Below are 13,604 nucleotides of genomic sequence, written 5' to 3' on the forward strand. Positions count from 1 at the left end.
ACCCGCATGCCTCCTCATTCTTATTTATGATCAGTCTTGACCGTTTGGGTATTTTCATCGCCATCGTCGACGCCGGTTCGCTGACGGCGGCCGCCGTCGTGCTGGGCCAGAGCAAGGCCGTCGTCAGTTTTAACTTGAAACAGCTGGAGGCGGAGCTGGGCGTGTCGCTGCTGACGCGCAGCACGCGCAGCCTGGCGCTGACCGACGTGGGGCGGCGCTTTTACGAGGATTGCCAGCGCGTGCTGAGCGAAGCGCAAGGCGCCATCGAGACGGCGCGCCAGGGCCACCTGGGCTTGCGCGGCACCTTGCGCCTGACCACCACCGTCGAGTACGGCAGCCGCACGGTGATCCCCGCGCTGATCGCCTTTGCCGCCGCCCATCCGCAGCTGCAGATCCAGCATTCGTCGTCGTCCTCGCATGAAGACCTGATCTCGGGCCGCTACGACCTGGCCATCCGCATGGGTTCCCTCACCGATTCGAGCTACCGCGCCGCGCTGATCGAGCCGTATGCGATCTGGCCCGTCGCCTCGCCCGCCTACCTGGCCAGCCTGCCCGGCCGGGACATCGCCACCTTGGACGACTTGCAGCGCGCGCGCTGGCTGGCGCACAGCCGCCTGACCACGCCGCTGCGCTGGGACGTGCACACGCCGGACGGCCCCGCCGCCTTTGCCGTGCAGGACGACGCCGCCATCCATTCCGACTCCGCCTCGGCCCTGCTGGGCTTTGCCCTGGGCGGCTGCGGCGTGGCCCTGCTGCCGCAATGGCAGGTGGAGGCGGAAGTGCGCGCGGGACGCCTGCGCCGCCTGCTGCCCGACGTCGCCTTCCCGCAGCAGGGCGTGTATGCCGTGTATCCGAACACGCAGCACATCGCGGAAAAGGTGCGCGCCTTTATCGACTTTTTGCGCGCGTTCGTGGGCACGCCGGATTGAAATTTCACTTCGTCAATATTTGATCACTACAACGGTTTCCAAGGGGCAAACGGGCGCCCCTTTCGTTTTGCACGGCCTACACTGGAAGGACGTTGTTCACCGATTGGAGACCATCATGGCACATACATTGGCAGCAGTTTTCGCCGTCCGCGATATGGCCGAGCGCGCCCGGCACGACCTGATCACGGCGGGATTTCCCGGCGCCAACATCCGCCTGCACGATGCGGGCAGTGACGAATTTTCCGCCACGGAAAACATCCGCCGCGACGACAGCGACAGCCTGCTCGACAATATCAAGCATTTCTTTACGGACCTGTTCGGCAGCCACGCCGATCGCCACATCTATGCGGAAGCCGTGCGGCGCGGGCATGTCGTGCTGACACTGGAAGGCGCAAGCGACGCCGATATCCAGCGCGCCACCGACATCGTCGAGCGCTATGCGCCGCTCGACATCGATGCGCACGCCGAGCACTGGCGCGCCGGCGGCTGGCAAGGCGCGCCGCACGACGACAGCGGGCGGCGCCAGGGCGCCAGCATGCTGTCAAGCGCGCCATCGCGGCAGGGCATGTCCGCCAGCAATATGAACGAGGCGCCAGGGTCGCAACAATTTGCCAGCGACATGGCGCCACCACCGTCCAGCGCGGGCGCCAACGCACGCCGCTACCCCAGCGCCGACAACTTGCCAGGCACCAGCTACGATGACGAGCAGTACTACCGTAGCCACTGGAGCGCCACCTATGTCGCCACCGGCGCGCGCTTCGAGGACTACGATCCCGCCTACCGCTATGGCCATTCGATGGCGAACAGCGACAGCTACCGGGGCCGCCCGTGGGACGACGTGGAAGCGGACCTGCGTTCCACGTGGGAGCATACGTATCCGCAATCGGCATGGGACAACTTCAAGGCGGCCGTCCGGCACGGCTGGGAACGCATCACGTCCTGATGCGCGAGGAGGGGGACAGCCCCCTCAGCGCCCCTCGTGCGTGAGCTTGAGGAAGTGGTTCAGGATGTGAAAATGGTCTTCGAAGAATTGCTCCTCCATGGCCGGCAGCGACGCCACGGGTACCCACTGCGCCAGCGCCGCATCGTCGGCCGCCGTCACGGCCGGCAACTGGCGCGTCTTCAAGTCAAAGTAATGCGCATGCGTGATGGTGCGCCCGCGCTGGCTGCGGTCCGGATGGTCGAACACGGCCACGCCGACCAGCGCCTCGACGAGGGTGGGCGCCAGCACGCCCAGCTGGGTTTCTTCCGCCAGTTCGCGCAAGGCGCCCTGCAGCAGGCGTTCGCGCGGCTCCAGGAAGCCGCCGGGCAGCGCCCACAGGCCCTTGCCAGGATAGCCGCCGCGGCGCACCAGCAGCACGTGGCCGCCCGTCTGCACCAGCGCGTCGACCGTAGTGAAGATGGGCGGATACGGCGCCGCGCGCCAGCGCGCCTTGTACGCTTCGATGGCGCGGTATTCCTGCACCAGCGGCGCGTACCACGGCAACAAGGTCCACGCCTTCACATACTGGCCGATGGCCGCCGGCAGCAGCTGCGCCACGGCGCTCAGCGACACGTCCACGTCTTGCGCCTCGAACAGCACGTTGCGAATCGCCGTCGCGCCGATGGGGGCACCGGGATCGATCTCCAGATTGAGCAGCTGCCAGTGCGGGAAGTGGTGCAGGTAATAACTGGTGGCATCCTTGAAACAGGCCACCAGGGCGACGCTCTGCGCCGCGGGCACGGCGCCCGTCACGGCGCGCCGCACGGCATCGGCCCACAGGCCATCGTCGTAGTAATCGCGCACGGCCACGTAATGCACGCGCGCGCGCTGCGCCTCGGGTAAGGTCGCGGCGATCATGGCGGCCCGTTCCTGCCACGTAAACGGGTTTTTCGGGCTGCGCGCATGGAAGGCGGAGCCGAGCACCACCACCACTTGCGCGGCCGTCGCCAGCGCCTTTTGCAGCAAGCCCGCATGGCCATTGTGAAAAGGCTGGAAGCGGCCGATCAGGATGGCCGCGTCGGCGGAATAGGATGGGGTCATGCGTCGTCTCCGGTGGGGTAGTGGGCGGCGATCGGCAATTGACGCCCGCTGCCAAAGGCGCGCGAACGCACGCGGATGATGGGCGCCGCCTGGCGCCGTTTGTACTCATTGCGGGCGACCATGCCGAGGATACGCGTGACGAGAGCCCGCCCCTCGTCCGTCTCGCGCAGCTGGTCGACCAGGGTCAACGCTTGCGCGCTTTCGGCCGCGGGCAAACCGCGTCCCTCGATATGCCATTTGAGGATTTCATCGAGCACGGGATATGGCGGCAAGCTATCCGTGTCGCGCTGGCCCGGCGCCAGTTCCGCCGACGGCGGTTTATCGAGCACGGCGACGGGAATCAGTTCGCGCCCGGCGCTGGCGTTGAGGTGGCGCGACAGGGCGAACACCTCCGTTTTATACAAGTCGCCGATCAGTCCCAGTCCCCCATTCGTGTCGCCATACAGGGTGCAGTAACCCACCGAGATTTCGCTCTTGTTGCCGGTGGTGAGCAGCAGGGCGCCGAAGGCATTCGAGTACTCCATCAATATCGTGCCGCGCACGCGCGCCTGCAGGTTTTCCAGCGGCAGCCCTTGCAGCTTGCCGTCGAAAGCTGCCGCATAGCCGGCTGCGTATTGCGCCACGATGTCGCGGATCGCATGCGTGTGCAGGGTGATGCCCAGGTTGGCGCACAGGGCGACGGAATCGGTGACGGAGCCGGCGCTGGAAAACACGGACGGCATGGTGATGCCCACGACGTTGTCGGCGCCCAGCGCCTCGACGGCCAGGGCCAGGGTCAGCGCCGAGTCGATGCCGCCCGAGCAGCCGACGACGACTTTCGTAAAGCGGCAGCGGCGCGCGTAGTCGCGCAAACCGAGCACGATCTGGCGCCGCGCAAACTCCACGGCAGGGATGCCTTCCGGGTCGGGCACGGGGAAAGGCTGACCATCGGGCCGCGTAAAACGGCCGCCGGCAAAGCGCAGCAACTGAAAATCTTCGACGAAGCGGGCCGCCTCGAATTGCACGCCCAAGGTCGGCGACATGGCGAACGAGGCGCCGTCGAACACGAGCTGGTCCTGGCCGCCCACCTGGTTGACGAAGAGCAAAGGCAAGTTCACGCGCGTGCAGGCGGTGCCAAACACGGCATGGCGCTGCGCCCGTTTGCCGATGTCGGACGGGCTGGCGTTGATGCTGACGACGAGGTCGGGCCGCGCCGCGTGCAGAGCGTCGAAGGGGTTGACGGCGTAGGCGCGGCCATCGTCGTTCCAGCCATCCTCGCAAATCATGAAGCCCACCTTGCAGCCAGCGATAGCGAGGGTGCAGGCGCCGGGCGGCCCCGGCTCGAAATGGCGACCCTCGTCAAAGATGCCGTAAGTGGGCAGCAGCTGCTTGTAGTATTCGGCCACGATGCGCCCGTCGCGGATGGCCAGCAAGGCGTTGTACAGGGGCTTGCCGACGCCGGGGTTCGGCCGCGCCGTGCCGATGACGGTGACCAGCGCCGGCCAGCGCGTGGACGCTTCCAGCAGCTGATTCAGCGCCTGCTGCATGTCGCGCAGGAAGGCGGCATCTTCGAACAGGTCGCCCGGGTAATACGCGCACAGCGACAATTCGGGGCACACGAGCAGGTCCGCGCCTTCCTCGCTGGCGCGCCCCATGCGCGCGATGATGGCGGCACAATTGGCGTCGAAGTCGCCCACGGTGGGATTCATCTGGGCGAGGGCGATGGTCAGCATGGCGATCCTTCATTGGTTACGCTTGAAACCACTATCCTGCCTGAAATTTTACTGAGCGTACTGATGCAATCGTGCAAGCCAGCCGATCCTGCCGCTACAAGGTCTTGAGCCAGGCCCGCAAGCGCGTGCGCGCATTCGCATACGGCGACGCCGTATTGAACTGGATCATGCGCCCCATCGTGTAATGCGTGTACCAGGGCTGGCCATACAATTGCGCGTCGTCATGGCTTTCGATCAGCGCCAGCAACTGCTTCTTCGCCTGTGCCAGGCGCTGCAGCAAGTCGTCCATGCTGAGTTCAGCATAGTCCGCATAGAAGCGCTGCGCCAATTTCCCCAGAGCGTTCCACGTGAAACCTTCAGCGGGAAAGGCGATGTCCTCGATGCGTTTGCCGTCACGCAGCTGAGCGTGCCAGTGCAAGACCAGCTCATTCCAGCCCACCAGATAGGCGAGCAGGTCGCACACGCTCATGCGCGTGCCCGCCACTTGTCCTTCCAGCACGGGTTCCCGCGCCAGCGCCGGTGGAACGCGCGCCAGCTCCTGTATCAACTTCGCATACGTGCTGTTGATGGCGTCGAGCAGTTCCTGCTTGCTGTCGGGAATAGCCATCACGCCGCCTTCACGACCGGCAAGCCGGCCGTCTGCCAGTCGTCGTAACCGCTGCCGAGGCGACGCGCATGCAAGCCGTGCTGGCGCAGGGCCGCCACCGCCTGCACGGACAGCACGCAATACGGGCCGCGGCAATACGCGGCGATCTCGGCGTGCGCGGGCAATTCGCCCAAGCGACGCTGCAAGTCATCAAAAGGAATATTGATCGCACCGGGCAAGTGGCCGGCGGCAAATTCCTGCGCGGGCCGCACGTCGAGCACGGTGATGCTGGCCTCGCGCATGCGCTCCAGCAACTCATCGCCCGTGATCGCTTCCACATGGTCGCCCCGTCCCAGCGCCTGCAACTCGCTGCGCTGGTGCTGCGCATACACGTCCAGCGCGGCCAGCAGTTGCATGATGGGACCGCTGCCGAGCCGGTACAGCACGCGCTTGCCGTCGCGCCGCGCCAGCACGAAACCGGCGCGCCGCAACTGCTGCAAATGCTGCGAGGTATTCGCCACGGACAGGCCCGTCAACTCCACCAGCTGCTCCACTGCATACTCGCCGTGCACGATCTGCTCGAGCAGGCGCAAACGCGGCGCGCTGCCTAAAATATGGGCAAACCCGGCGGAACCGGTCAGCAATTCGATATCAGCATTTTTCATTGACACGATGCTAGCACCCTTATAACATTCAAGCAATCAATTGAATGTTAGGAACGGTAATGCAAATACTCTGGCTCGATGCGCTGGCGATCGGCGTGGGCGCGACGGCGGTGATGGATGTGTGGGCGGTGGCCTTGAAACGCTACTGGTGCATCCCCTCGCTGAACTTTGCGATGGTGGGGCGCTGGCTCGGTCATTTGCCGCGCGGCACCTTCATCCACGCCAACATCGCCCAGGCGGCGCCCGTGCGCGATGAAGCCATCCTGGGCTGGACGGCCCATTACGTCATCGGCGTGCTGTTTGCGGCCATGCTGCTGGCGCTGGTGGGGCAGGAGTGGGTGCAAGGGCCGACCTTCGCGCCGGCGCTGCTGGCGGGCCTGGTGAGCGTGGCCGCGCCGTTTTGCATCTTGCAACCGGGCATGGGCGCCGGTCTGGCCGCCAGCAAGACGCCGCACCCAAACGCCGCCCGCCTGCGCAGCCTGATGGCCCACACGGCGTTCGGCATCGGCCTGTACCTGGCGGCCCTGCTGTGGTCGACTATCCGCTGATCAGCTCGTCAGCGGCGGCACGGGTGCCGGTGCGGCTGCCACCGCTGACATGGCCGGCGCCTCGGGCTGCGCCGGCACAGTGCTCAGCACCATCGTGCTGGGCTTGGCAATCGCGATGTGCGCCTCGTCCAGGCGCTTGAGCAGCTCGAACAGCAGGGCGCTGCGGATGCCCGACGTCAGGCGCGGCGACGAGGCATAACCGGTGGCGTTGAACAGCAACAAGCCATTGTCGATGCCGTCGAGCTGCACGTTGGGCGCCGGCGTGTCGAGCACGTCGGGATTGTCGACAAAGGTGGACAGGATCAGCGCGCGCGCCGCTTGCGCATCCGTGCCCAGCGGCAATGGCAGCTTGACCTGCACCAGGCCCAGCGGATTGGCCAGGGTGACGTTGCGCACCGTCTTGGTAATGAATTCCGAGTTCGGCACGATCACCGTCGAGCGGTCGCCCAATTGAATTTCCGTGGCGCGCACATTGATGCGGCGAATGTCGCCTTCCACGCCGCCCAGCGAGACCCAGTCGCCCACCTTCACAGGTCGCTCGGCCAGAAGGATCAGGCCGGAAACAAAGTTCTGCACCACGGCCTGCAAGCCAAAACCGATACCCACCGACAAGGCCGACGCCACCCATGCGATGCGTTCCAGGCCGATGCCAGCCGCCGACAGGGCCAGCGCCACGGCCAGCACGCCGCCGATGTAGCCGAACAGGGTGATGAACGACACTTGCATGCCCGTGTCGAGATTGGTGGTCGGCAAATAGCTGTTTTGCAACCAGCGCTTGAACAAGCCCAGCGCGACAAAGCCGACGAGCAGCACCAGCAGGGCCTGGATCAGCGCGGCAGGGCGGATCGCCACCTCGCCGATAGCCAGGCCATCCTGCAGCTTGCCGACACGCTGGAACAGCTCGCCCGGACCTTCGCCGAACGGTGCCAGCAGCAGCATCAGGGCCAGCAGCACGACGATGGCGCGGCCAATGCCCGACAGCAGCACGGCCGCCTGGTCGCGCGCCTTGGGCGTGGCCAGCACAGGATGGGCCGCGTCCGGCGGCGGCGGCGTGGACGCCAGCAGCATGCAGATATCGTCCACCAGCACCGTCAGCAAATACGTGCTGCACAGCACGACGATGACCCAGGCGATTTGCTTGGCGACAAAGCTGCCGAACGCCACATAGCCGACCAGCAGACTGATGACGCTGGACGCCAGCGCCAGCCACAGCAGCACCGTGACGCAGCGCAGCCACAGGGGCGTGACCAGGGTGGCGGGATCGGCCTCGCGCAACTGGCGCCAGCAGCGCTCGGCCCGCATCAGGCCGTAGGCGATGGTCGTGCTCATCACGAGGGCGACGATGCAATTGACGGCCACGGCCGTCGACAAGCCCGCATTGATGACGATGGTGACTCTTTCCGTCGCCCACACGAGCACGACGATGAAGGAAAACATCGATGGAAAATTGCGCATGCGGTGCGCCAGCGCGTCCGGCAAGGGCAGCAAACGCCACGACACGCGGCGCGGCGACAGCAGCGCGTGGCCGAGTCCCGCCGTAAAACCGGCAAAACAGATGATGCCGATCAAGCTGCTGAGAAAAGTCGAGGTCTTTTCGGACAGGCCGCCGTCCCAGCGCAAGCCCATGGCCAGCAATTCCGCCACCAGGCCCGGCGTGGCCAGCGCCAGCACCAGCACGGCCAGCGCATGCAGGGAACGGCGCAAGCGGCCATGCGGCACGCGCGTGGACGTCACCACCAGCAAATAGCGCGAAGCCCAGACGCTGGCGCCGATCACGGCCACGATGGCGGCCAGCAAGCCGCCCCAGGCCGACCACGGCGTGGCGCTTGCCGCGTTCGCCAATTCCAGCTCCAGCGCCCGCAGGCGCTGCAAATTCTGCGGCAATTCCGCATGCAGCTGTTTCCAGAACGAGCCGGCGAGTATCGAGGCCGTGCGTTCGCCCAGGCGCGCCTGCAACTGCGCGCGGCGCACCGTCGACACCTGCTCCGACGCCTGCGTCGCTTCCACGGCCAGCAGGCGCGCCAGTTTTACTTGCGCATCGAGAGCGCTGCTGGTGCGGTCCAGCTGGCTGCGCTGCGCCGCCACGTCGGGGGCATCCTTCGTCCCCGCCGCCGGCTTGCCCAGCTCGGCCAGCCGCGCCTGCACGCTCGAGAGCGTGGGCGTGAGCGCGTCGGCCACCTTGTCCGCCTCGGCGCTGGCCGCCAGCGCATCAGCCCGCATCTGCGACAGGGTCGCATCATCGAGCTCCGCCTCGCCATCGAGCGCTTTCTGGATGCCGGTGATCTGCTTGCGCAAGCCATCGAGACGCTGGTCGGCCGTGGCGGCGTCATCGACGGGCTGCGACCAGGCGGGCGGCGCGGCCAGCGAGCACGCCAGCAGTAACGCCAGCAGGAAGGGGAAGAAACGGAGACGGAAAGAAGTCATGCGGACCTATGGCTGAAAATGAGAAAAACGGCCGGATTGGCGGCGGCGCCGGTCATGGCGTGCCGCCCGGCGGGTGCCTGCCAATATAGCTGAAAACGCCGGCAAGCCGCAGGATAAGCGGAACTGGCGTGTGCTGCGGAGGGAAACTAGGCATATTGCCCTATGGAAATATCATTCGAAAAGGTCTAGGATCGTCGTCCGCTTGGCGGCGCGGCAGCCATCTGCACGCCGCCGACCTTTTCACCATTCCCTCCGTATTGAGACAGCCATGAAGTTTTTATCCCACCTGACCATCGGAACACGCCTTGCCACAGGCTTTGGCACCATCGGCGCCATGCTGATCATCATCTCTTGCCTGGGCATTGCCATGCTGGGCAAGATCAACCAGGGCACCGGCCATATCGTGCATGACAGCATGCCCAAGATCGAGCTCGCCAACAGCGTGTCGGCCAACATCAACGATATCGCCATTGCCCTGCGCAACATGATGCTCAGCGCCGATCCCGCCGACCAGCGCAAACAAACGGACGCCATCCTGGCTGCGCGCCAGGCAGCGGCCGGCAATCTCGGCAAGCTCGCGGGCATGCTCGATTCCGACCGCGAACGTGCGCTGCTGGCCAAGATGAACGACGCCAACACGCGCTACGCACAGGGGCAGGAAGCCTTGCTTGAACTGATCAGGAACGGCACGCCGGACGACAGCAGCGCCTACCTGTACGGCCAGCTGCGCCCCGTCTTGCTGGTCTACAAGCAATTGATCGCTGAACAGATCAGCTTGCAAAACACCCTGGCCGCCACGGCGGGCGACAATGCCAATGCCACGTATGCCAACACGCGCACCTTGCTGATCGGCATGTCGCTGGCTGCCTTGGCCATCGCGGCGGCCTTGGCGTATGGCATCACACGCTCGATCACCGGTCCCGTCGCGACGGCGCTGCAGGTGGCCAACACGGTGGCCGCAGGCGATTTGCGCAGCCAGATCACGGTGCAGTCGCGCGATGAAATGGGGCAACTGTTGCAGGCACTGAAGCGCATGAACGACAGCCTGGCGCACACGGTGGGCACGGTGCGCGCCGGCACGGAAACGATCGCCTCGGCCTCGTCCGAAGTGGCGGCAGGCAGCCTGGACCTGTCTGCGCGCACGGAGCAGCAAGCCAGCTCGCTGGAAGAAACCGCCTCGTCCATGGAAGAGCTGACCTCGACCGTCAAGCAGAATGCCGACAATGCACGCCAGGCGCATGTGCTGGCCGACACGGCCTCCGGCGTGGCGCAGCGCGGCGGCGCCGTCATCGCCCAAGTGGTGGCGACCATGCGGCAAATCGACGCCTCCTCGAGCAAGATCGCCGACATCATCGGCGTCATCGACGGCATCGCCTTCCAGACCAACATTCTGGCCTTGAACGCGGCCGTGGAAGCGGCGCGCGCGGGCGAACAGGGCCGCGGCTTTGCCGTCGTGGCCACGGAAGTGCGCAGCCTGGCGCACCGCTCCGCTGCCGCGGCCAAGGAAATCAAGACCCTGATCGACGACTCGACCCGGAGCGTGGCGGCCGGCAGCGAGCTCGTGCACCAAGCCGGCGACACCATGACCGACCTGGTCGACAGCGTGCGCCGCGTGACCGACATCATGGAAGACATCACCTCGGCCAGCGCGGAACAGACGGCCGGCATCGAGCAAATCAACCAGGCAATCAGCGAGATGGACAACGTCACCCAGCAAAATGCGGCCCTGGTGGAAGAGTCGGCCGCTGCGGCCGCTGCCATGCAGGAGCAGGCGGCGACCCTGGCGCAGGTGGTGAGCGTATTTAAACTGGACGGCGCGGCAGCGACGACCTTGCCGACGGCTGCCGCGCGGCCAGCGACCGGCACGGCAATGCGCGTGAGCGTGACAGCGGCGCCGCAACGCGCCAGCGCACCGGCGCAGTGGGAGGAATTTTAGAATAGCGCGACGGCCTGTACCATAAACATAAGATTGAATTTAGTCGTATTAAATTCAATTTTATGTTTACCTTAAAGCTCAACTGCTAGCTCAACTGCTGCGTACATATTCTTGCAATTAAGGACTACAATATAAAAAATATGTTCACTTCCATGTTTACTTCCTGATTATGACAAAACGTGCCCGCCCGGAAGATGCCATGCCGACGCTCGTCAACGAGCGGCTCAGGATATGGGGCCAGTGCGTGCGCAAGCAGCGGGTGCAGCAAAACATCACGGCACGCGACCTGTGCGCGCGCCTCGATATTTCGCATCCCACCCTGCAACGCATGGAACGGGGCGAGGCATCCGTCAACGTGGGTCTGTTCCTGGCCGCCTTCCACGTGCTCGGCATCCTTGCCATCACGGCGCCGGAACCGGACGCGTCGCTGTGGCAAATGGACAGCGCCAACATCCGCAGCCGCCCCGCCGTAAACGAGCACGGCGATGGCTACTTCTAGCCGCCCTTTGTTTGTCTATCTGCAGCGGCCCGACAACGGCGAGTGGGTGGTGGCCGGCCGCTATGTGCTCGATGCGCGCACCGGCATCGGCAGCTTTCTGTACGCGCCCAGCTATGCCGATGCAGGCTTGTCCTGGGCCATCGATCCCGTCAATCTGCCCTTCATTCCCGGCATGGAACACCTGGCGCGCCGCTATGGCGGCCTGCATGACGTGCTGCGCGACGCCAGTCCGGATTCCTGGGGACAGATGCTGATACGCCGCGAACACCAGTTGGGCGAAAAAGCCACAGCGATCCAGTTCTTGCGCCTGTCGGGCAATGGTGACCGCTGGGGTGCGCTGGCCGTGGGCGACACGCCCAAACCGAACATAGCGCAACTGGCCAGTCCCAGGCTGCATCGCCTGGACGCGCTGGTGCAAGAACTGTTGGCCATCGCGGAAAGCCGGCCAACACTCAATGCGCCCCTGCGCAAACGCCTGTTCGCCACCCCCAGCATGGGCGGCGCGCGCCCCAAGGCCACGGTGCAGGACGGCGAAGACTATTGGCTAGTGAAGCCGGGCCTGATGACCGATACGGTCGACCTGGCACTGCTGGAACACGCGACCATGCAATGGGGCAGGGCGGCCGGCCTGCGTTTCGCCGACACGCGCCACCATGCATTGACGGCCGAGCGCAGCGTGGTGCGCATCCTGCGCTACGACCGGCGCGGCGCGCGGCGCATCATGACCGTCAGCGCCGCCTCGCTGCTGCAAGTGCAATATCCACCGGTGGAAGCGGCTGACAGCGATGGCGCCAGCTACCCCCGCCTGGCCGAAGAACTGCGGCGCATCGGCGCACCGGCAGAAGACGGCATCGAACTGTTTGGCCGCATGGTCTTCAACGGCGTCGTCGGCAACAACGACGACCATCCGCGCAACCACGCCGTGCTGTTCGATCTGGACGAGCAACGCTGGCGCCTCTCGCCCGCCTTCGATGTCGTACCGGATACGGAAGACGAGCCGCAATCACTGGTCATGCAAGTGAGCGCCGGCCGCCGCGACATCACGCGCGACGCCATGCTGCGCGATGTGACCCGTTTCGGCTTCGCCACACGCGGGCAGGCGGAAGAGTATCTCGATGCCTTGCTGGTGCGCATCGCGAACGCTTTTGCGCAGGTGGCGCCGCTGCTGAACGCAGCCTTGCGGGCACGGATGGCGGAGCGCTTGCGGACAATGCTGCTGCGCCTGGCTTAGGCGCAGGTGTAACGTCACCAGCCGACTAGGAAAGTTCTCTCCGGATAATTTCCGCGCCAGCGCTGAGCGCATTCAACTTGCCTCGTGCTACCTGACGCGACAAGGGCGCCATGCCGCAGTTGGTGCTCGGATAAAGTTTGTCGGCATCGACAAAGCGCAGCGCCTTGCGCAGGGTGTTGGCCACTTCCTCCGGCGTTTCAATGGTATTGGATGCCACGTCGATGGCGCCGACCATCACTTTTTTGCCGCGAATGAGTTCAATCAGGTCGATGGGGACACGCGAGTTGTGGCATTCCAGCGAGATGATGTCGATATTCGATTTCTGCAGCTTGGGGAAAGACTCTTCATATTGGCGCCACTCGGAGCCCAGCGTATTTTTCCAGTCCGTATTGGCCTTGATGCCGTAGCCATAGCAAATATGCACGGCCGTTTCGCATTTCAGTCCTTCAATTGCCCGCTCCAGGGTGGCGATACCCCAGTCATTGACCTCATCAAAGAAAACATTGAATGCGGGTTCGTCAAACTGGATGATGTCGACGCCGGCCGCCTCCAATTCGCGGGCTTCCTGATTGAGGATCTTGGCGAATTCCCAGGCCAGTTTTTCGCGGCTCTTGTAGTGGCTGTCGTACAGCGTATCGATCATCGTCATCGGGCCTGGCAGCGCCCATTTGATCGGCTGCGTGGTTTGCTGACGCAGAAATTTGGCGTCTTCCACAAAAACCGGCTTCGGACGGCTCACCGCACCAACGACGGTCGGCACGCTCGCATCGTAGCGGTCACGAATCCTGACGGTCTCGCGTTTGTCGAAATCCACGCCGCTCAAATGCTCGATGAACGTGGTGACGAAATGCTGGCGGGTTTGCTCGCCGTCACTGACGATATCGATGCCAGCCAGCTGCTGTTCTTGCAGTGACAACAGCAAGGCATCCTGTTTGCCCTCGATCAATTCCTCGTCCTGTAACTTCCAGGGCGACCAGAGTTTTTCAGGCTGTGCCAGCCAGGAAGGTTTGGGCAAGCTGCCGGCAGTGGAAGTAGGCAATAATTTTTTCAT

12 protein-coding genes are annotated in these 13,604 nt (G+C 64.7%); 6 read left to right on the forward strand and 6 right to left on the reverse strand.

All coding sequences use genetic code 11. The features are described 5' to 3' along the window. Window positions 1-26 precede the first annotated feature (26 nt). Both SJI03_RS25595 and SJI03_RS25600 read left to right on the forward strand, forming a co-directional pair. Window positions 27-929, forward strand: a complete 903-nt coding sequence (locus SJI03_RS25595; protein WP_322429075.1) for a LysR family transcriptional regulator — start codon at window positions 27-29, stop codon at window positions 927-929. A 115-nt stretch (window positions 930-1,044) separates the two neighbouring features. Then, window positions 1,045-1,872: a hypothetical protein gene (locus SJI03_RS25600; protein ID WP_322429076.1), complete on the forward strand. Its 828-nt coding sequence runs from the start codon at window positions 1,045-1,047 to the stop codon at window positions 1,870-1,872. Between the two features lie 24 nt (window positions 1,873-1,896). Here SJI03_RS25600 and SJI03_RS25605 read toward each other — a convergent pair whose 3' ends face one another. The 4 genes from SJI03_RS25605 to SJI03_RS25620 form a co-directional block, all read right to left on the reverse strand. Next, window positions 1,897-2,952 (reverse strand): bifunctional nicotinamide-nucleotide adenylyltransferase/Nudix hydroxylase, encoded by a 1,056-nt coding sequence (locus tag SJI03_RS25605; protein WP_322429077.1) that lies wholly within the window; start codon window positions 2,950-2,952, stop codon window positions 1,897-1,899. Beyond that, window positions 2,949-4,664: an NAD+ synthase gene (locus SJI03_RS25610; protein ID WP_322429078.1), complete on the reverse strand. Its 1,716-nt coding sequence runs from the start codon at window positions 4,662-4,664 to the stop codon at window positions 2,949-2,951. Before SJI03_RS25610 ends, SJI03_RS25605 begins: the two co-directional genes overlap by 4 nt. A gap of 94 nt (window positions 4,665-4,758) precedes the next feature. Continuing rightward, window positions 4,759-5,271, reverse strand: coding sequence for a ClbS/DfsB family four-helix bundle protein (locus SJI03_RS25615; protein WP_322429079.1), 513 nt, complete (start codon window positions 5,269-5,271; stop codon window positions 4,759-4,761). Then, on the reverse strand, window positions 5,271-5,915 hold the full coding sequence (locus SJI03_RS25620; protein ID WP_322429080.1) for a metalloregulator ArsR/SmtB family transcription factor: 645 nt from the start codon (window positions 5,913-5,915) through the stop codon (window positions 5,271-5,273). The genes SJI03_RS25615 and SJI03_RS25620 overlap by 1 nt, the downstream gene beginning before the upstream one ends. A gap of 59 nt (window positions 5,916-5,974) precedes the next feature. Between SJI03_RS25620 and SJI03_RS25625 the strand changes: the two genes are divergently transcribed. Beyond that, the gene (locus SJI03_RS25625; RefSeq protein ID WP_322429081.1) at window positions 5,975-6,463 is read left to right on the forward strand and encodes a DUF2938 domain-containing protein; all 489 of its coding nucleotides are present in this window, start codon (window positions 5,975-5,977) and stop codon (window positions 6,461-6,463) included. Here the strand turns inward: SJI03_RS25625 and SJI03_RS25630 are convergent, their stop codons facing one another. Then, window positions 6,464-8,887 carry a DUF3772 domain-containing protein gene (locus SJI03_RS25630; RefSeq protein ID WP_322429082.1) on the reverse strand — a complete coding sequence of 808 codons (2,424 nt, stop codon included), beginning with the start codon at window positions 8,885-8,887 and terminating at the stop codon, window positions 6,464-6,466. Between the two features lie 268 nt (window positions 8,888-9,155). Here SJI03_RS25630 and SJI03_RS25635 point away from each other — a divergent pair, with 268 nt between their 5' ends. The 3 genes from SJI03_RS25635 to SJI03_RS25645 all read left to right on the forward strand — a co-directional run bounded on the left by SJI03_RS25635 (window position 9,156) and on the right by SJI03_RS25645 (window position 12,553). Further along, a complete protein-coding gene (locus SJI03_RS25635) occupies window positions 9,156-10,823 on the forward strand; it encodes a methyl-accepting chemotaxis protein (RefSeq protein ID WP_322429083.1) in 1,668 nt (555 codons plus the stop codon). A gap of 199 nt (window positions 10,824-11,022) precedes the next feature. Continuing rightward, window positions 11,023-11,322 carry a helix-turn-helix transcriptional regulator gene (locus SJI03_RS25640; RefSeq protein ID WP_322429084.1) on the forward strand — a complete coding sequence of 100 codons (300 nt, stop codon included), beginning with the start codon at window positions 11,023-11,025 and terminating at the stop codon, window positions 11,320-11,322. Next, on the forward strand, window positions 11,309-12,553 hold the full coding sequence (locus tag SJI03_RS25645) for a HipA domain-containing protein (protein ID WP_322429085.1): 1,245 nt from the start codon (window positions 11,309-11,311) through the stop codon (window positions 12,551-12,553). The genes SJI03_RS25640 and SJI03_RS25645 overlap by 14 nt, the downstream gene beginning before the upstream one ends. A gap of 25 nt (window positions 12,554-12,578) precedes the next feature. On the opposite strand, the gene SJI03_RS25650 is transcribed toward SJI03_RS25645, so the two are convergent. Further along, complete coding sequence (locus SJI03_RS25650) at window positions 12,579-13,604, reverse strand: methionine synthase (RefSeq protein WP_322429086.1); 1,026 nt, start codon at window positions 13,602-13,604, stop codon at window positions 12,579-12,581.

Origin of the sequence: Janthinobacterium sp. GMG1, assembly GCF_034427795.1 — a bacterium.
Taxonomy (GTDB): domain Bacteria; phylum Pseudomonadota; class Gammaproteobacteria; order Burkholderiales; family Burkholderiaceae_D; genus Janthinobacterium.

Excerpts from the sequence above, each read along its gene's own strand:
- SJI03_RS25615 (WP_322429079.1), bottom strand. The coding sequence starts at position 5,271 with ATGGCTATTCCCGACAGCAAGCAGGAACTGCTCGACGCCATCAACAGC.
- SJI03_RS25595 (WP_322429075.1), top strand. The coding sequence starts at position 27 with ATGATCAGTCTTGACCGTTTGGGTATTTTCATCGCCATCGTCGACGCC.
- SJI03_RS25645 (WP_322429085.1), top strand. The coding sequence starts at position 11,309 with ATGGCTACTTCTAGCCGCCCTTTGTTTGTCTATCTGCAGCGGCCCGAC.
- SJI03_RS25650 (WP_322429086.1), bottom strand. The coding sequence starts at position 13,604 with ATGAAAAAATTATTGCCTACTTCCACTGCCGGCAGCTTGCCCAAACCT.
- SJI03_RS25625 (WP_322429081.1), top strand. The coding sequence starts at position 5,975 with ATGCAAATACTCTGGCTCGATGCGCTGGCGATCGGCGTGGGCGCGACG.
- SJI03_RS25635 (WP_322429083.1), top strand. The coding sequence starts at position 9,156 with ATGAAGTTTTTATCCCACCTGACCATCGGAACACGCCTTGCCACAGGC.
- SJI03_RS25610 (WP_322429078.1), bottom strand. The coding sequence starts at position 4,664 with ATGCTGACCATCGCCCTCGCCCAGATGAATCCCACCGTGGGCGACTTC.
- SJI03_RS25640 (WP_322429084.1), top strand. The coding sequence starts at position 11,023 with ATGCCGACGCTCGTCAACGAGCGGCTCAGGATATGGGGCCAGTGCGTG.
- SJI03_RS25600 (WP_322429076.1), top strand. The coding sequence starts at position 1,045 with ATGGCACATACATTGGCAGCAGTTTTCGCCGTCCGCGATATGGCCGAG.
- SJI03_RS25630 (WP_322429082.1), bottom strand. The coding sequence starts at position 8,887 with ATGACTTCTTTCCGTCTCCGTTTCTTCCCCTTCCTGCTGGCGTTACTG.
- SJI03_RS25605 (WP_322429077.1), bottom strand. The coding sequence starts at position 2,952 with ATGACCCCATCCTATTCCGCCGACGCGGCCATCCTGATCGGCCGCTTC.
- SJI03_RS25620 (WP_322429080.1), bottom strand. The coding sequence starts at position 5,915 with ATGAAAAATGCTGATATCGAATTGCTGACCGGTTCCGCCGGGTTTGCC.